The 17,407-nt window shown below is 72.2% G+C and carries 14 protein-coding genes and 9 pseudogenes; 10 read left to right on the top strand and 13 right to left on the bottom strand.

Annotated elements, in window-relative coordinates:
- On the top strand, positions 1-534 hold a 534-nt coding region (locus FF86_RS54350; RefSeq protein WP_242419237.1), incomplete at its 5' end, for an AIR synthase-related protein.
- A 339-nt stretch (positions 535-873) separates the two neighbouring features.
- Positions 874-1,287 carry a cold-shock protein gene (locus tag FF86_RS21505; protein ID WP_044886618.1) on the top strand — a complete coding sequence of 138 codons (414 nt, stop codon included), beginning with the start codon at positions 874-876 and terminating at the stop codon, positions 1,285-1,287.
- A gap of 18 nt (positions 1,288-1,305) precedes the next feature.
- Here FF86_RS21505 and FF86_RS21500 read toward each other — a convergent pair whose 3' ends face one another.
- On the bottom strand, positions 1,306-2,136 hold the full coding sequence (locus FF86_RS21500; protein WP_044886619.1) for a PhzF family phenazine biosynthesis protein: 831 nt from the start codon (positions 2,134-2,136) through the stop codon (positions 1,306-1,308).
- Entirely contained in the window at positions 2,133-2,996 is an 864-nt protein-coding gene (locus FF86_RS21495) for a DUF1707 domain-containing protein (RefSeq protein WP_044886620.1), read from the bottom strand. The genes FF86_RS21500 and FF86_RS21495 overlap by 4 nt, the downstream gene beginning before the upstream one ends.
- Before the next feature lie 179 nt (positions 2,997-3,175).
- Between FF86_RS21495 and FF86_RS67405 the strand changes: the two are divergent.
- The 8 genes and pseudogenes from FF86_RS67405 to FF86_RS67370 form a co-directional block, all read left to right on the top strand.
- Positions 3,176-3,494 (top strand): annotated as a pseudogene (locus tag FF86_RS67405) (hypothetical protein); the annotation flags it as partial.
- 1 nt (position 3,495) lies between these two features.
- A pseudogene (locus FF86_RS67400) lies at positions 3,496-3,924 on the top strand (MFS transporter); the annotation flags it as partial.
- Position 3,925: 1 nt separating this feature from the next.
- Positions 3,926-4,135 (top strand): annotated as a pseudogene (locus FF86_RS67395) (MFS transporter); the annotation flags it as partial.
- A gap of 1 nt (position 4,136) precedes the next feature.
- Positions 4,137-4,192, top strand: a pseudogene (locus FF86_RS67390) (hypothetical protein); the annotation flags it as partial.
- 1 nt (position 4,193) lies between these two features.
- Positions 4,194-4,606 (top strand): MFS transporter (locus tag FF86_RS67385; protein WP_396229988.1); only part of this gene is annotated, 413 nt, incomplete at its 5' end.
- A gap of 24 nt (positions 4,607-4,630) precedes the next feature.
- Positions 4,631-5,539, top strand: a pseudogene (locus FF86_RS67380) (M14 family metallopeptidase); the annotation flags it as partial.
- Between the two features lies 1 nt (position 5,540).
- On the top strand, positions 5,541-5,773 hold a 233-nt coding region (locus FF86_RS67375), incomplete at its 5' end, for a hypothetical protein (protein WP_396229987.1).
- Between the two features lie 608 nt (positions 5,774-6,381).
- Positions 6,382-6,750 (top strand): hypothetical protein, encoded by a 369-nt coding sequence (locus tag FF86_RS67370; RefSeq protein ID WP_396229991.1) that lies wholly within the window; start codon positions 6,382-6,384, stop codon positions 6,748-6,750.
- Positions 6,751-6,768: 18 nt separating this feature from the next.
- Here FF86_RS67370 and FF86_RS67365 read toward each other — a convergent pair.
- The 11 genes and pseudogenes from FF86_RS67365 to FF86_RS21435 form a co-directional block, all read right to left on the bottom strand.
- A pseudogene (locus FF86_RS67365) lies at positions 6,769-7,518 on the bottom strand (aspartate kinase); the annotation flags it as partial.
- Positions 7,518-7,996: pseudogene (locus FF86_RS54345) on the bottom strand (Asd/ArgC dimerization domain-containing protein); the annotation flags it as partial. The pseudogenes FF86_RS67365 and FF86_RS54345, both read right to left, overlap by 1 nt.
- A gap of 1 nt (position 7,997) precedes the next feature.
- A partial coding sequence (locus tag FF86_RS54340; protein ID WP_255355870.1) for an Asd/ArgC dimerization domain-containing protein occupies positions 7,998-8,564 on the bottom strand: 567 nt, incomplete at its 3' end.
- A gap of 134 nt (positions 8,565-8,698) precedes the next feature.
- A partial coding sequence (locus tag FF86_RS21470) for an SDR family NAD(P)-dependent oxidoreductase (protein WP_242419236.1) occupies positions 8,699-9,472 on the bottom strand: 774 nt, incomplete at its 3' end.
- A complete protein-coding gene (locus FF86_RS21465) occupies positions 9,473-10,360 on the bottom strand; it encodes a hypothetical protein (RefSeq protein ID WP_044886625.1) in 888 nt (295 codons plus the stop codon).
- Positions 10,361-11,287: 927 nt separating this feature from the next.
- The gene (locus FF86_RS21455; RefSeq protein WP_044886627.1) at positions 11,288-12,361 is read right to left on the bottom strand and encodes a hypothetical protein; all 1,074 of its coding nucleotides are present in this window, start codon (positions 12,359-12,361) and stop codon (positions 11,288-11,290) included.
- 1,870 nt (positions 12,362-14,231) lie between these two features.
- Positions 14,232-14,696: pseudogene (locus FF86_RS54335) on the bottom strand (ABC transporter ATP-binding protein); the annotation flags it as partial.
- 1 nt (position 14,697) lies between these two features.
- The coding region (locus FF86_RS54330; protein ID WP_242419235.1) for an ABC transporter ATP-binding protein at positions 14,698-15,071 on the bottom strand (374 nt) is incomplete at its 3' end.
- Positions 15,062-15,587 (bottom strand): annotated as a pseudogene (locus FF86_RS54325) (FecCD family ABC transporter permease); the annotation flags it as partial. The pseudogene FF86_RS54325 and the gene FF86_RS54330, both read right to left, overlap by 10 nt.
- Before the next feature lies 1 nt (position 15,588).
- Positions 15,589-16,306, bottom strand: a 718-nt coding sequence (locus FF86_RS54320; RefSeq protein ID WP_242419234.1) for an iron chelate uptake ABC transporter family permease subunit, incomplete at its 3' end; no start/stop codon positions are given.
- Positions 16,303-17,325: an LLM class flavin-dependent oxidoreductase gene (locus FF86_RS21435; RefSeq protein ID WP_157866967.1), complete on the bottom strand. Its 1,023-nt coding sequence runs from the start codon at positions 17,323-17,325 to the stop codon at positions 16,303-16,305. The genes FF86_RS54320 and FF86_RS21435, both read right to left, overlap by 4 nt.
- Between the last annotated feature and the right edge of the window lie 82 nt (positions 17,326-17,407).

Here is a 17,407-nt window from a genome sequence, read left to right as displayed (position 1 = left end):
CGGGCCCGCCCGGGTGACGTCGTCCTCGTCAGCGGCGAGATCGGAGCGCACGGGGTCGCCGTCCTGAGCTGCCGCGAGGGGCTGGAGTTCGGCACGCAGGTCCGCAGCGACACCGCGCCGCTGAGCGGCCTCGTCGCCGCCATGCTCGCCACCGGTGCGGACATCCACACGCTGCGCGACCCCACCCGCGGCGGCCTCGCGGCGACCCTCAACGAGATCGCCCGCGGCGCGCAGGTCGGCATCGCCGTCACCGAACGGGCCGTCCCGGTGGCGGCGCCGGTCGCGGATGCCTGCAGCGTCCTCGGGCTCGACCCGTTCGCCATCGCCAACGAGGGGAAACTCGTGGCCATCGTTCCGGCGGCGGACGCCGATCGGGTACTGGAGGTGATGCGGGCGCATCCGCACGGCCGGGACGCCGCCGCGATCGGCACCGTCACCGAGGACAACGCGCCGATGGTGGTCGCCAGGACCGGGCTCGGCGGAAGCCGCGTGATTGATCTGCCGATGGGCTCGGAGCTTCCGCGTATCTGCTGAGACGCCACCGCGGCCGCGCCGGTTGCGCATCGCGAGGTACGCCGACCGGGAAAGGGCCCGGACGGTCGAGATGGGGAAACGTGGCCCGGTGGTTGTTTCTCGAGGAAGTGGTTGTGGCGGCGAAGAATGCGTCGCCGGATCGGCGATGAAGCCCGTGCGGCGCCACCTGGGCTGGCGGCCGATTTTCGCCGCCTGGTGTCGGGCTCGGTGGGTCGGGGTCCGCCTGGTGCGGCGGCGGGTATGATTGGCGGCCTGGTCCCGGTTCTGCCGTGTGGCGGTTGGGTGGACGGGGGCGTCATTGTCGAGATGATGGTCTTTCTGGTGCTGTTGAGGTGAGTCGTGAGTACAGGTAAGGTCCTTCGGTTCGATCACGTGCGGGGTTACGGTTTCATTGCCCCCAGTGACGGTGGCGACGATATTTTTCTGCACGCAAACGACCTGCTCGTCGAGAAGAATCTCGTCGTTCCCGGAACCTTCATGGAGTTCGAGGTGGAGGAGGGGGAGCGTGGCCTGAAAGCCAGTTCGGCGCGTATCGTCGGTTCCGCTTCCCCGGCTCCCTCCGCCGCACCGCGGGTGGCCGTGCACGCCGATGATTCCGACGGGCTCTGTGACGTCCTTCCGGTGGGTGAACTCACGCAGGAGGTGACCGAGACGCTGCTGCGGGTCGAACCCACCCTTACCGGGACGCAGATCATCCGGATCAGGAGTGAGCTCATCCGGATCGCCGAGAAGTACGGCTGGGTGGAGAACTGACCGGTGCGTGCGCCGGCGTCACAGCTCGGCGGTGCCTGACAGGCAGGTGACCGTTGCGCCGGCCACCCAGACCGTGCCGTCGGCGTCCGTCGAGAGGTGGATCCGGCCGGCCCGGTGCAGCACGGTGCCCTGGCTGGCCGTGTAGGGCGCGCTCGCCCGTCCGGTGCCCAGCAGCCACTGCGCGAGCGAGGCGTTCAGGCTGCCGGTCACCGGATCCTCGATCACCGCGTCGCCCATCGGCACGAACGCCCGCACCTCGAACGCCGTCGCCGAGCCGGGCGGCCACGGCCCGACCACCCCGAGGGGCAGGTCGACGCCGCGCGGTCGCAGCGCCAGGACCGACTCGGCATCGGCGAGCAGGACCGCGACCCAGCCCGGGCCGTTGTCCACCCATTCGGCCGCGACGACATCGTCGGGGGTGATACCGAGCATCGTGCTGATCCGCGCGACAAGCGGGGCCTCGACCGGCCCGGAGCGACGCAGCGGCGGCGCTGCGAAGGCGAGTCCGTCCGCCGTCCGCCGCAGGGGCACGAGGCCCACCCCGCACTCCTGGACGATCTCCGTCGGTCGAGCCGACGCCGGCCGCTCGGCCAGCCACGCGTGGCAGGTGCCGAGCGTGGGATGCCCGGCGAACGGCAGCTCGGACGACGGGGTGAAGATGCGGACCCGGTAGTCGGCCGCCGGTGAGGTCGGCGGCAGGACAAAGGTGGTCTCCGAAAGGTTCGTCCAGCGGGCGAACCGGCGCATCGCGTCGTCGTCGAGCCCCGTCCCGTCCAGCACCACCGCAACGGGATTGCCCTGATAAGGGGTGGCGGTGAACACGTCCACCTGACGAAACGGGCGGCTCATCCGCCTTCCCCCGGTCGTTCCCGGTCGGCATCGGCGTCGGCGTCGGGCTGCCCGGCGCCGGGGCCCGGGTCGAGGCCCTTGTGCCCGGTTCCCGGGTGCCCGATCGCTGTGTGCCCGGGTGCCGCGTGCCCGGGTGCCGCGTGCCCGGTTGCCGCGTGCCCGGGTGTCACGTGCCCGGGTGTCGTCGTCGGCCGCTGCGGCTTGCTGCGTACCTCCACGCCACCCATCACCGCGATCGCCCGGATGCGCACGACGGGCGTCCCCGGCCGCCGCGGCGTGTCGGCGACCTTGACCGAGCGGCCGCCCATGACCGACACGCCGGTCACCTCGACCTCCACCCCCTCGGGGACGATGATCTCGATGCCGCCCATCACCGCGACCGCCGTGATCAGCAGTGTGTCGGTGGGAAACGCGATCTCCCGCAGGTCCAGCTCGCAGCCGCCCATCACGGCGACGGCACGGGTGTGCCGGCTCGGCCGCCACCGCCCGGTGCGCTCGTTGCCGCTCATCACGGCGACCGTCCAGTCCACGCCGGCCGGCTCGCGCCGGGGCGGATCGAGCGCCCCGTCGAGTCCGACCGGGCTTACCGCGGCGGCGACGGCCGCGGTCGGGTCCGCGGGCGGCGACGGCTGGGCCACCGCGGCGAACAGGTTCGGCTGGCTTGGCAGGTCGATCGTCAGGGGGGTGAAGTCCGCGCGGGTCCGGGCGGCGTAGGCGGCACCGACCCGCTCGTCGTACTCGGTGAAGGTCAGCCGGCCCTCGGCGAGCGCCTGGCGCAGGAGCTGCGCGACCTCCTCCCGTTCCGCGTCGGAGACCCGGAGGTCCGGCGTCGGCGGGGGATCGGGGATCTCGGCGGTCATGCCCAGCAGCGTAGCCAGCGGGCAGACGAACCGGCAGTCCCCGGATGATCCCGCTGACCGTGGCCAACCCCTCGCCCCGCTCCGTCGGTGGCGATGTTCCCGTCACGAGCATTCGGCTTACGTGCTACTTTTCTTCCGCACCTGCGGAATAATGTGCCTCATCGGCTCCGCAGATTCGAATGTGGGTGCGGCCGGAGGGTGGGCGGGTCATCGAACGCGGACAGGGCGACGGCGTCGCGAATGACCTCCGGTCGCAGCGCCGGCGATCCGTCCACGGCGAGCGGGCCGTGCTCGGCCTGCTGCTGACCTGCGTCCTGCTGGCGTCCTCGGCCTACGGGGTGTTGCTGCTGCTCGGACCGTTCGTGAAGACGGTCGGCGGCAGCGAGGCGACCTACGGCGCGTTGACCGCCGCGGCGGCCGTGCCGACCGCCGTCGCGCTCGCCCTGCTCCTGCGGTTCCCGCGCACCGTGCCGCCGCATCTGCTGCTGGCCGGGTCGTNCCTGGTGTACGCGGGCGCCGCGGTGCTGATGACCGGGGTGCATTCCCGCAACGCCGCGCTCGTGGTCGCGGCAATCGTGCTGGGCACCGCCTGGGCGGTCACCTACACGGCGGCGCCGATGATCGCCTCCGATCTTGCCACGGACCGCAACCGGGCCACGCTCATCGGCTACGCGACCGGGACCATCCAGGCCGGCTTCGGCATCGGCCCCGTCCTCGGCAACGCCCTGCGGGACGCGGGGCTGAGCTACCAGCAGGTGTTCGCCGTCGGGGCCGCCCTCGCGGCCGCCGCAGCCGTGCTGGTCGTCCCGCTCACCGTCGAGCTGCGGCGCCTGCCCGGCGGCGGGTCGGCCGGCCCGCCGCGGGATCCCGCCGACGAGGAGCCCCTGCCCGAGTCTGAGCCAGGTGGCCCAGGTGGCCCAGGTGGCCCNGGTGGGCCTGGCCGCGCGGCGGAGACCGGCTGGCGCGGCGCGCTGCGATCACCCAGCGTGGTGCCGCTGGCGATGGTGCTGCTGAGCGCGTGTGTGTTCACCACCATGAACAGCTTCCAGACCACCTTCGCGGACAGCCGGCATCTCGACTTCGACGTCTTCTACGTGACCTACACGGTGGCGGTCATCGCGGTGCGCCTGGGGCTTGCCNGCATCCTGCCCGACAGCGCCTCCGACCGGGTGGTCGCCGTGACGACCGTCGGCATGNCCGCGGCGGCGGTGGCGTTCGTGTTCGTCGGATCGAACCCGGTGCTGTACTGCCTGGCGTCGCTGCTGCTCGGATGCACCTATGGCCTGGGCCTGCCGGCCTTCCAGGCCCGCGCGGTCAACCTCGCCGGACCCGCGGAACGCATCCGGATGCTGCCGATGGCGGGCCTGCTGTTCGAGGTCGCGATCCTCGTCTTTCCGCTCGTCGCCGGCGCGGTCGTTCACTCCTCCGGCTACCGGGGGCTGTTCGTGCTGCTTATCGTGATCACAGGCGTGGTGATGGCGCTCGGCCAGGTTCGCGGCCGGCCCCGGCCCGAATCCCGGCCGGCAGGCGGCGACGTACCCGAGGCCCGCGCACCCGAGCACGGCGCCGAGGCGGCGGCGATGCCGGCCACGAGTCCATCGGAACACTGAACCAACCACGGCGCAGGGGGACGGATGTACTTCTCCGCGAACTACGGCGAGGCGCGGCAGCGCTTTCTCGCGGCGGCCCGCGATCGTGGCGCGCACCTCGAGTCGTTCCCGCTCGGGGAGTTGCGGGGCGCCCGGGGCGAGCCCCTGAGCACGGACGTGGCGCGCATCGGCGCCAGCCGTGGGCGGTCCGTGCTCGTCCTGGTCAGTGGCACCCACGGCGCGGAGGGATTCGCCGGGTCGGCCTGCCAGCTTCGGGCCCTGCACGAGGCCGCGTGGACGGGGCTGTCGGTCGTCCTGGTGCACGCGCTCAATCCCTTCGGCTTCTCCCACCGCCGCCGGGTGAACGAGGACAACATCGACGTCAACCGCAACTTCGTCGACCACGCGGCGCTGCCGCCGGACAGCGGCTATGGCGCGCTGCACCCCACGCTGCTGCCCGCCGACTGGGAGGGGCCCGCCCACGCCGAGGCCGACGCCGCGTTGCTGGCGCACGCCGGCCGGCTGGGGGTGCGGGAGGTGCAGCAGATCGTCACGTCCGGCCAGTACACCCACCCGGATGGCCTGTTCTACGGCGGATCGGCGCCGTGCTGGTCCCACCGGACCTGGCACACGATCATCGGCGAGTACCTGACGGGATACGAGCGGGTCGCCTACATCGACCTGCACACCGGACTCGGCGACCGCGGCGCCGCCGAGCCGATCTTCCGCGGCGGCGTGGACCCGGGCGCCCCGCGGCGGGCCCGGGCCTGGTATGGCGACGCGTTGACGAACTCCGAGGAGGGGACGTCGAGCTCGACGCCGATCGGCGGCAACTCCGCCCGTGCCCTGCTCCAGGACCTCGCCGACGCGGAGATCACGGCCATCACCTGCGAGTTCGGTACCCAGGACGGCCTGACCGTGCTGCGCGCCCTGCAGGCGGACAACTGGCTCTGGNAGCAGGGTGGCTCGGTGCAGCAGGCTGGCTCGGTGCAGCAGGCTGGCCCAGCGGATCAGGATGATCCGGAGCGGAGCGGTCCGGATCCCGAGCAGGTTGCCAGGATCGGGCTGCTCATGCGTGAGGCGTTCGACCCGCCGGACCCGCAGTGGCGCACCGACGTGCTCGACCAGGGGACGGCCGTGATCGCCCAGGCGGCAGCCGGGGTCCTCGCCGAGTCGATCGGGGGCTGACGGGTCGGCGCGCGCTGCCCCGGCAGCCCGCGCCGCACCGCCGCACCGCCGCGGCCGTCCTGCCCGCAAACCTGGGTTCCGGACAGATTGCGGCCAGATCGTGCCGAGGCTTCGGTACGGTTTTTCGGCCTGAAACCGTACCTACCCCTCGGCTCGATTCCGTTCATCTCTGATCACGGGGAGCTACGGGGGTGTGGTGGCTGGTGGGCTCGCCCAAGTCGGAGGAGACGCCCGCCACTCGATCGCCGACAGCGGTTTCGGCCGGGAATGCTGGAGCCCGATGACGGTCGGAGACCGGGCGGACCGGAATGAGTCTCCAGCATCTGCTGGCCGCTACGCGGCATCGATCTTGATGTTCCGCGGAACCGCGCCGCCCGCCATGGGGCGATCGCGACCCGCCAGGGCGACTCCCACCGATACAACTCTCGAGCGGCGCTCTACGCCACGACCAGGTCGTGCTCGGCGCGGGCCACGGCGGGCGCGTCGGCGGCGGGAACGAGGCGGTGGTGCAGCCGCCCGTCCGGGAACAGCGTGGTGACCAGGCAGAGGTCCGCCCGGTGGCGCAGACCCCGGGGACGCAGATCACGCGCCGTGTCGGCGAGCACGAGATGGGCGACGGGGCCGCCGGCCGCTTCGACGACGGCGCCCCCTGCCGCGACGACGCCGGTTGCCGCGGTGGCGCCGGTCTCGGAGACGGTGATGGTCTCCGGGACGGTGACGGTCTCGGGGACGGTGACGGTCTCGGGGACGGTGACGGTCTCGGGGACGGTGACGGTCTCGGGGACGGTGACGGTTTCGGGGACGGTGACGGTTTCGGGGACGGTGACGGCGTCCGAGCCGAGCTCGGCCAGCTCCGCCTGCGTCGCCCGCACCAGGTCCGGCTCGCCGGCCCAGACCGTGCCCGTGCCGTGCACCAGGACCGCGGCGGAGCTTGTACGGCCGGCGGCGACGACCGAGTACACCTGACCGTCCGGTAGCAGGGAACGGCAGCGGATCTCCACGCCGTGCCGCTGGGCCCAGGCGACGGCCGAGTGGTGCAGCACCTTCGCGCCGTGCCGCGACATTGTGATCATCGTGTCATAGTCGACCGTGGCCAGGGTGCGCGCGTCCGGCACGAGGCGTGGGTCGGCGGTGCAGATCCCCGGCGAGTCGGAGAAGATCTCGCAGGCCGGGGCCCCGACGGCGATCGCGGCGGCGATCGCCGACAGGTCCGAGCTGTTGCGGCCCAGCATGATCGGCCGCCCGTGGCCGTCCACGGCCTGCCCACCGGGGATGACGAGCACCGTCCCAGCGGGCTCGACGAGGCTCGCCAGCACGCTGCCGTCGATGCTGCGAAGGTCCGCGCAGTGCGGCTCGCCGGCGCCGACGAAGCCGGTGTCGGCCGCGGTCAGCGCCACCGCCGCGAGCCCGGCGTCGCGCAGCGCCGCCGTCATGAGCGCGACGTTGACCGTCTCGCCGGTCATGAGCGCCGCAGCGAGCAGGTCACGGTCGGGATCGGGGCTGACCGCCCGCAGGGCCGTCCCGAGCCGGTCGGTCTCGCCGGCCACGGCGCTGACGACGACGATGGCCCGGGTCGGCGCGCCGCCGGGCGAGGCGGACCCGTCGGCGCGCAGCCGGTCGGCGACGTGGCGGGCGATGGTGTGGTGGGCGCGGGGCGCCGCGAAGGCCGCCCCGCCGAACTTCAGAACGACGACGTCCCCGAGCCCCGTCAAAGCCCCGGTCACCGTCACATCTCCTGGCCCCATCAGAGCCAGGACTTCCCGGCGGCCAGGCTCACGATCTCCAGTGCGTTGAGCGCCGCGCCGACGGTGAGGTTGTCGGCGACGACCCACAGCCACAGGGCGCAGGGGTCGTCCTCGTCGGCCCGTACCCGCCCGACGTGCACGAGCCGGCGTTCGGTCGGCGACGCGCAGACCGGTTGCGGCATCGGGTAACCGTCCGCGGGGTCGTTGCCGTACACCCGCAGGCCAGGGGTGGCCCGCAGCGCGGCAAGGGCGTCGTCGGGGCTGACGGGGGCGGTGAAGCTGACGTGCACCGCCTCCGAGTGGCCGTTGACGACGGCGACCCGAACCGCAGTCGCCGCGACCCGCAGCTCCGGCATACCCATGATCTTGCGGGGTTCCCGGCGCAGCTTGCGTTCCTCGTGGGAGTGTCCGTCGGCGTCGCGCAGGCCGATTTCGGGAATCAGGTTGAACGCCAGCGGCTGGCCGAACTTCCCGGGCCNGGCGGCGGCGGGGTCGGCGCCGTCGAGCAGCGCCCGGGTGGTGTCGGCGAGCTCCTCGAGTCCCCGCAGGCCGCCGCCGGAGGCGGACTGGTAGCTGGACACGATCACCCGGTCGATCTCGCCGAGCGCGCGCAGGGGGTGCAGCGCCCGCACGAGCTGGATCGTGGAGCAGTTCGGGTTGGCCACGATGCCCCGGGCCGGGCGCGAGTCCAGCGTCTGCGGGTTGACCTGGGGGACGACGAGCGGGACGTCGTCCTCCATCCGGAACGCGGAGCTGTTGTCCACGACGAGCGCGCCCGCCGCAGCGAAGACCGGCGCCAGCCGGGTGCTGATCGGCGCGCCGGCGCTGAAGATCGCGATGTCGACGCCCGCCGGATCGACGTCCTCCAGCGCGACGACCGGCTCGATCTTCAGGTCCAGCCCCTGCTCGGCGCCGAGATCGCGGCCCGCCGAGCCGGCCGACGCGACGGGGAGGACCCGGCCCACGTCGGGCAGGATCCCCCCGTCGAGCAGGGCCAGGCACTCCCGGCCGACGACACCGGTCGCGCCGATGACGGCGATGTCCACTGCGCTTCCCCCCTCTACTGCGCTTGCCTCATCGGGTNCGCTTGCCTCGTTCAGTGCGTCACGGGTCCACCGGCGTCACGGGTCCACCGGCATCACGGGTCCACCGCGTCGCGGGTTCAGCCGGAGCCGACGGNGCTCTCGTCCGCGAACTGCGCGTCGAGGTCCACCCAGCCGCCGTCGACGAACAGGACCTCGCCGTTGACGTAGGTCGCGGCGTCCGAGGCCAGGAAGACCGCGGGGCCGGCGATCTCGGCGGGCCGCGCCCAGCGGCCGACGGCGACCTTCTGCGCGTACGCGTCCGCCCAGGCAGCGCTGGAGCGGATCGGCACCGTCAGCGCGGTCTCGACCGGGCCCGGAGCGATCGCGTTGACCCGCACGCCGGACTTCCCGAGCTCGGCGGCGAGTACGCGGACCATCTGCGCCAGGGCCGCCTTCGTGCCCGCGTAGATGACCTGGCCGGGTTCGACGGCCCGGCTGCTGATGGACGAGATGACGATGATGCTGCCGCCGCCCTGCTTCGCCATGATCCGTCCGGCGCCGCGCAGGACGTGGAAGCTGCCCCGCAGGTTGACGTCGGTGACCGCAGTGTAGTCGTCGTCGGTGTAGTCGATCAGGGGCTTGCGGATGTTGATGCCGGGGGTGCCGACGGCGATGTCGAGCCGGCCCCGGTCCGCGACCACGCGGGCGAACAGGTCGTCCACCTCGGCGGAGACACGCACGTCGACGGTGGACGCCTTCGCGGTGCCGCCGGCGGCGACGATGGCCGCCACCGTCTCCTCGACGCCGGTGGTGTCGACGTCAGCGCATTCGACGACGGCGCCCTGTTCGGCCAGGGCGATCGCGATGGCCTGGCCAATGCCCGACGCCGCGCCGACGACGGCCGCAACCTTGTCTGTCAGTTCCAGCATCTACAGCTCCCGAAGCCTCGGTCTCGTGATGGGTCCGCCGTGGTCGGCGGGTGAGAGGGGCGGCGCGGCCGGATCGGCCGGGGTGGCGGCGCCCGGCGCCGACCGTGTCGTGCGGCGGACGAAGTTGTCGACGATCGCGTCCACCGTCGCCGTCTCGCGGATGTGCACCACGCAGAGGATGCGGTCGCCGGGCACGGTGTGCCGCTCGAAGTGCTCGTTGACCGCCGCGTCGTCGCAGCGCGGACGGCCGCGGTAGAGCCCGCGCGGGACGCCGATCCCGGCGATGCGGCCGCTGGCGGGGTCGAACGGTGCCCCCGGGGCGAGCGTCGCCGCGATCTCGCCGGCCAGCCGGGTCACGTCGGGGTCCTGGTCGACAGGACCGACCTCCGGGTACATCACGGCGCCAGGCAGCCGGCCGTAGGCCCGCATCGCGCAGTAGGCGACCGGGTTGTAGGTACGCAGCGCGGACAGCAGCGGGAATCCGCCGGCGGCGACGACGTCCTCGAGCAACGCCAGCCAGCTCGTGCTGAACACCGGGCCGCGGCGCACCCGGGCGTCGACGAACTGCACGCCGATGTGCAGGAACCGCTCGCCGGCCGCGGTCGCGGTCCAGCTCGCGCCCAGGGCGGACACCGGCTGGCCGCTGGCCCGGTCGACGCCGACGATGAGATGGTCGGCCTCGCGGAACAGCTCGGGGCGCGCGGCGAACAGCTCCGCCATCCGCAGATCGGGCAGGGCCGCCGCGAGCCCCTCCTGTAACCAGCGGTCCTCCGACGGACTGAGCTCGCAGTCCCCGGAGAACCGGACGACGGCATGGCCGGCCGGGGCCCCGGCCGGGGCCAAACCGGCCGGGGCCCCGGGCGACGCGGCCGACGGCGGTACGGACATGATCCCCCCCGTCTCCTCCGTACGGTGCCGTCAGGCTCAGGCGAACCGGGCGGCGATGCTGCCCGCCGCCTCGAGTGCGCCGCTCGCGGGGGCCACCACCGCCTGGTACAGCTCGATGAAGTAGGCCACCCACAGGTTCGCCACCGTCTTGACGTGCGCGATGACCTTGGCCTCGTCGTCGGGCGAGCCCACCAGCGAGGTCAGCACCCCCCAGACGAAGTCGGCGTGCTCGTCGGCGATGTCGGTGCCGACGTGGCGCCGGGCGCCGGCGAGCTTCTCCCGGCCGAGNTGGTCCTCGAGGTTCTTCACCCACGACGGCTGGGTCTTCGTCGTCGTGTACTCGACGAAGTAGACGCTGCAGAGCAGGGCCAGGGGGGTGCCCTCGAACTCCATGCCGTACTGGAGATAACCGGTGAGCAGCTTCGTGGCCTGGAACGGTTCGGTGGCGTAGATCTCCGCCTTGGTCACGCCGACCTTGCCGAGGTCCCCGGCGAACCACTCGTCGTGGAGCATCTCGTCCTCGACGTAGTGCGCCCACGCCGCGCCGCGCACCGGATCGCGCTTGGTGAAGTAGCCGATGGCGAGCGCGTCGATGGTGCGCTTGCGGCGCAGCCGGAGGATGGTCTCGATGTTGTGCCGCTTGTAGTACGCCATGTTGATCTCTTCGCCNCGGGCCTGGTGGTCCGCGTACGGGATCTCGGCGTAGAACTTCTCGATCATCGTGTCGAGCATGGTGTCGACCTGCGTGCGCAGGTCCGTCAGGTCGGCAGTGCGGGCGGCGGCGGCCGCCCTCGGGTCCCCGTACCAGGTGCGCGGGTCGTCGGTCATGGTTGGGCTCCTTCCCGTTTGGCGGTGTGCGGCCGGATCGCCGGGGCATCGGCATGCCCGCGGCGGGCGGCGTCGTGGTGCGGGTGGCCGTCGGCCCGGTCAGCAGCCGCAGGTCGGGGTGCGCCGCCGGCGCATCCGCCGCGCGGCGGGGCCGGCGAGCCGGGTCCCGGCGGGGTCGGACAGGACCGTGTCGGCGCAGGTGAAGGTGAGCGCGTAGCGGGTCGTCGGGGTCAGCCCGAAGCCGAGGTGGACGATCCCGTCGGCCGCGCCGTACATCTCGTTCATCCCGCAGTTGCCCGGCTGCTGGTCGAACACCGGGTTGAGCCCGATGCCGAACTCCCACACGACCCGGTAGGCGTCGTCGGCGGCGAACAGCTCGCCCAGCGCGTCGACCGCGCGCTTGCCCGCGGCGTCCACCGCGTGGCAGTCGGTGACCATCCCGTCGGCGAGGTCGAGCACCACCGTGGCCGTGCGCAGGACGTCCAGGTCGTCGAAGAGCCGGGCCTGTTCGGCGAGCACCGCGGGGTCGTCACCGCGGTGCACGATGGGGGCGCCGCGCAGGGCGATCTGCCCGTCCAGCCCCAGCCGGCGGCTCGTGTCGAACCGGTAGAGGTCCGTGGGGACGGCGCTGGCCTCGCCGGCCGGCGCGATCTGCTGCTCGCCCGCCGCCAGCGCGCCGGCCTGCTGGTTCCACTCGTAGTCGCCGGAGATGACGAAGCGGGCCGAGGCGTGCCCGGCGAGGTCCGCCAGCTTGACGTGGTCGGCCTCGCCGAGCGCGGCGAACAGCCGGTCGGCGCGGGTCTCCAGATCGGCCGGGTCGGTCTGCTCGACCACCGACAGGAAGTAGGCGACCTGGGCGTCGGTGACGGGCGTCGAGCCGCAGGGCATCACCGCGATCCGCCGCTGCGGCCCGACCACCGCGGGCTCGGGGGAGACGAGGAAGCGGTCCGGGCACACGACGAACACGTCGGCGTCGGCGGGAATGCGCTGGTCGCCCAGGGCGTCCTGGAGGCTCTCGTCGGCCTCGAGGGTGCGGTGCACGACGCTGCCGTAGCGGCTGCTGGGCGCGAGGGTGAAGTCCGTGGCCCGGTCGGCCTGGGTCAGCAGGCAGAACGTCGAGTGTGGGCCGGTGAACTCCCGATGCAGGTCGGGACGCACGAGGAACTGTGCCATGGGGACCACCAGGGGGCGCGGCGCGAGAGGACTGGTTTGGCGGGACAACCGAAGAGATCGACCGGTGGTGGTGCGAACGTCGGCCGGCAGAGCAGCCTGGGGGCGCGGCCTGGTCGGGGTGGGTCGGCCCGGTCCAGCCGACCCACCCCTTCTCAACGGCATTAGCCGAGGAGGGTGCCCAGGTAGCGGTCGTTCTTCTTCACCTGGATCTTCTTCTGCGCGACCTTCTCCACAGTGATCACCTCCTTCCGTCAATCCGTTGGAATGCGGTGGACAGACGAGAACGTTCCTCGTCCGGACCGATCAGTTGGCCAGGCCGACCGGACTCTTGAGGGGCATCGCGGACGGGATCCGCGTGCCGAGTAGGACATCACCCTGGTCGTTCGTGACGAACGTTCCCGGCGAGATGATGTCGAGATGGTACTGCGTGAACGGCGTAAGCCCGATTCCCCAGTGCAGACAGCCCTGGGTGGACCCGTAGACCTCGTTCATCGCGTGATTACCGGGAAGCAGGTCGAGAGTGGTGTTCAGCGCGTGGCCGATCTCCCAGACTATGCGGTACCGGGAATCAACCTGGAAGAGCGCCTCGAACATCTCCACAATAGCACGGCCGGCGGGCTCGGGGGAAGTCATTTCGGTGATGAGACCGTTTTCGACCCGGGCCACGACCGCGTACTCGTGCAGCGGCCAGAGTTCGCTGTGGATGCGTTCCTGGTCGCGCCGGGAGAATGACGGCGTGCCGGAATGCAGGATCGGGTAGCCCTGGATCACGATCTCGCCGTCCAGGGGTAGCCGGAGATAGTCCTCGAACTCCCGGATCTCGATGGGGAGCACACTGATCTCGCCGGCGGGCACAATCTGCTGCTCGCCCCAGCCGACGAGACCGGCCTGCTGGTTCCACACCAGCTCGCGGTCGAACAGGCGCAGGGTCGCGACCGTGCCGTGGCGCGCGTCGCGGTACTCCAGCGTCTCGCCGCGCTCGGCGAGCTCGAAGAAGCGGTCGGAGAAGTCCTCCTGGGCCTGCGGATCGGTGGCCTCGATGCAGCGCAGGAAGTGCCGCAGCGTCGCCCGGTCGGTCGGGGTCGAGTTGCAGGCCATCCCGAGCAGCTTGCGGCGGGGTCCGAGGACGTCCACCGGCGGCGACTGGAAGAAGCAGTCGGGCGACATGACCAGCACGTGGGCCTGCTCCGGGACTTCCTCCCGCATGAGCCGGGCGAACTCGTCCTCGCCGCCGCGGAACTCCAGGATTCGGTAGTCCAGGTACGGAGCAGTACGGACGAGTCGGATGTCGTCCAGCAGGGAGGCGTTCGTGNCGAGGCAGAACACGGTGTCGGTCGGATCCCCGAACTGCCGAATCCTGGCGGGATCGACGACGAGCTCGGACTCGGGCATCTTAGTGCTCCTCCTGACGCGCACGGGCCTGGGCGTTGGATGCCGCGGGGCCGGTGGAATGTCGGGCGAGGCCGGGCCGGTTCGAGCGCCGGAGGATGGTCCCGAAATGGTCCCGGGAGGCCTCGTGAAGACGGTGCGCTGGTCCGCTGAGTTCCGTGCCAGCGATATTTCACGGTGACGGTGAATGTCGTGGGCGGCGGCGCCCGACGCAACCCGTTGACCGGACGGATTGCCGCGCCTGCCGCTATGGTCCGTGGACCGGAACGGACCGACAGAGTGAAACTATAACGTGCTGGTAGGTGCGCGGGAAGATGTTTCCGGGAAATTCCCTGGCGGGTGGCCGGATTACTCCGGTCACAGGATTGTCCTTGGGTGGATTGCGGAGCACCGGCGGCGGGGGCAGGGCCGCGTGATCCGGGCCCGGGGAGGACGGGCACGGCGTGCGGGTTGGGCGGGTCGGGCGGGTCGGGATGCGGGTTCAGCGGCGGAGAAGAGGGGCCGACCGGGGCGCGGGGATCGGGACGCAGGTCCGCACCTCGCGGCGGTCGTGGCCGGGTGGCAGGGTCACGCCGGTGACGTGGACGGGCACGCCGTAGAGGTCGCTGAGGCGCTCGCCGGTCACGACGTCGTCGGGATGCCCGTCCGCGATGACCACGCCACCGCGCATGAGCACCGCCCGGTTGGAGTAGGTCAGTGCGTGCGACGGCTGGTGAGTGGTCATGATCACGGCATGCCCCTCCCGGGCCAGCTCGGCGACGACGTGCAGGGTGCGCACCTCGTTGCCGTAGTCCAGCGCGGCGGTCGGCTCGTCGAGGATGAGGATTGCCGCCTGCTGGACGAGTGCGCGGGCGAGCAGCACGAGCTGGCGTTCGCCACCGGACAGCGCGGCGAACGAGCGGTCGGCCAGGTGCGCGATCCCCAGCCGGTCGAGCTGGGCCAGGGCNCCGCGGCGGTCGGCGGCACCCGGTGCCTCCAGCATGCCGAGGTGGGGCGTGCGCCCCATGACGGCGATGTCGAGCGCGGTGAACGGGAACGGCGAGGAGGTGCTCTGCGGGACGTAGGCCACCCGCCGGGCGAGCTCCCGCGGCGCCAGCGTGCCGATGTCCCGGCCGGTGATGCGCACCGTGCCGCGCTCGGGCCGGAGCAGGCCGAGAAGGCAGCGCAGCAGCGTGGTCTTGCCGGCACCGTTGGGTCCGAGCAGGCAGCAGACCTCGGTCGACCGCACGCTCAGCGAGACGTCGGTGATGCGGTGGCCGCCGCGTCCATAGCCGAAGGACAGCCCCGTGACCTCGACGTCCGCCGGGTCGCTCACAGCCATTGACGACCCGCCTTTGCGAGCAGGGCCACGAAGAACGGGGCGCCGATGAGCGCGGTGAGGATGCCCAGGGGAAGGTCGAGCGAGGAGGCGGTGCGGGCGACGTCGTCGACGGCGAGCAGGTAGCCGGCGCCGATGAGGGCGGTCACCGGCAGCAGCCGGTTGAACGACGGCCCGACGGTGAACCGCGCCAGGTGCGGGACGACGAGCCCGACCCAGCCGATGATGCCGGCGACGCTGACCGCGGTCGCCGTCATGAGCGTCGACGCGCCGATCGTCAGGGCCCAGATCCGCGTGCGGTTGACCCCCAGCGACCGGGCCTCGTCGTCGCCGGTCGCGAGGACCGTGAGCTGCCAGCGCACCGCGTACAGGAGGGTGAGGCACACCGCGACGATGATCGCGGGCACGATGAGGCCGTGCATGCTGGCCCGGGCCAGGCTGCCGAACAGCCAGAAGGTGATCTCCGGCAGGGTCGTCTCCGGGTTGGCGAAGTACTGCACGCTGGAGATGAGCGCGTTGNACATCGCGCCGATGATGATGCCCCCGAGTACCAGGATGATCAGCGATCCCTTCCCGACCACCCGGGCGATGATCAGCGACAGCACCGCGGCGAGCAACCCGCAGCCGAACGAGATGATCTGCAGCAGCGTCGTGTCCAGGCCGATGAGGATCGACACGGAGGCGCCGAAGCCGGCCCCCGCCGCCACCCCGAGGATCTCGGGGGAGACCAGCGGGTTGCGGAACATCGTCTGGTAGGCGGCGCCGGAGGAGGCCAGCGCCGCCCCGACGAGCAGCGCGGCGAGGATCCGGGGCATCCGGATGTCCATCACCACGGCCCGGTCCTGCCCGGCGACGGAACCCTCGATACCGAACAGCTCGTGGGCGAGGACGCGCACGACGGTGGCCGGGCTCAGCGCGTACCGGCCCAGCCCGAAGGAGATCACGACCAGGACGAGCAGGCCCACGGCGAGCAGGACGACCCGCAGGTGATCGCCGAGCGTCGCGCGGACCCGTGCGGTCGCCCGGGCACCAGGCCCGCTGCGGCCCCGAGTCGTCAGGCCGCCACCCGTGTCGCCGCCCTCGCCGACACCATCCTGTTCGGTCACCGTGAGCGGCCCTGTGCCGGCCGAGCCTGTGCCGGCCGGATCCGTGCTGGCCGGATCCGTGCCGGCTGGATCCGTGCCGGGCGGATCAGCGCCGGCTGGATCCGTGCTGGCCGGGACCGCGGGGCGGGTCATGAGGTCACCCTCCGGATCGCGGGCTGCGCCAGCAGGGGTGCCACCTTCGCGGCGAACATCCGCACGGTGCTCTGCTGCAGGGCCAGCGACGCGGTGCCGCTGAACGACGGGCGCAGGTTCACCCGCTGCACGCCGAGCTCGTCGCGCAGCTCGGCGAACCGGCGGGCGACCGTCGTGGGCCCGCCGATGACCGCCGTCTCGTCGTGGAAGCGGAACGGGTCGAGGTCGGACGTCCCGACGGACTGGTGGCCGTGCTCGTCGCTGCCGAGCGCGGCCAGCCGCCGGGTCAACCGGACGACGATCGGGGTGGCGCGTTCCCGGGCGGCGGCATCCGACTCGGCGACGAGGCAGAACCGTTCCACCCGGACGTCGCCGGCCTTCCCGCCATGCGAGGTGTAGACCTCCAGACAGGCGGCCAGGGAGGCGATGGTCTGCACGGCGGACAGCAGCAGCCCGTAGCCGCGGCTGGCCGCCCAGACGATGGCCTCGTCGGTGTGGGCGGCCACCTCGATCGGCGGGTGGGGATGCTGGGCGGGGGTCGGCTCCACCCGGAACTGCGCGCCGTCGGCCGTGCGCGTCCGGCCCCGCCAGTAACCGACGAGCGTGTCGAGGGCGTCGGGCAGGTCGACCTGGGGCGGGCTGGCGCCCTGGTCGGCCCTGGTGTCCTGGTAGGCCCTGGTGTACGGGGCGATCGGCCAGCCGACCCCGAGGGTGACCCGACCGCCGGAGAGCCGGTCGAGCGTCGCGAGGTCGGCGGCCAGCCGGATCGGGTCGTGCAGGGTGAGGTGCAGGGCGGTGAAGCCGATCCGGATCCGGCTGGTCGACGCGGCGACGGCGGCGGCCAACGGGATCGGCGAGGAACGGGCTCTCATCGTCCGGGAACCAACGGAACTGAGGTGGCCGTCGGTGAACCACAGGCTTTCGTAGCCGAGAGTCTCGGCGACGCGGGCCAGTTCCACCGTGGAGGTGGAACCGGCCCCGTCCAGATCGCCGCGCCCTCCGGGCAAGCCGAATCGCATGGAGATGGTCATCACTGCGCCGGCGGGCGCGGTCCCTTCGGTCCGAGTGTGGTGCGGTTACCGAGTGTGGTGCGGTTACCGA

The organism is Frankia sp. CpI1-P, assembly GCF_001421075.1.
Taxonomy (GTDB): domain Bacteria; phylum Actinomycetota; class Actinomycetes; order Frankiales; family Frankiaceae; genus Frankia; species Frankia torreyi.
This window is presented reverse-complemented; position numbering and strand designations above follow the sequence as displayed.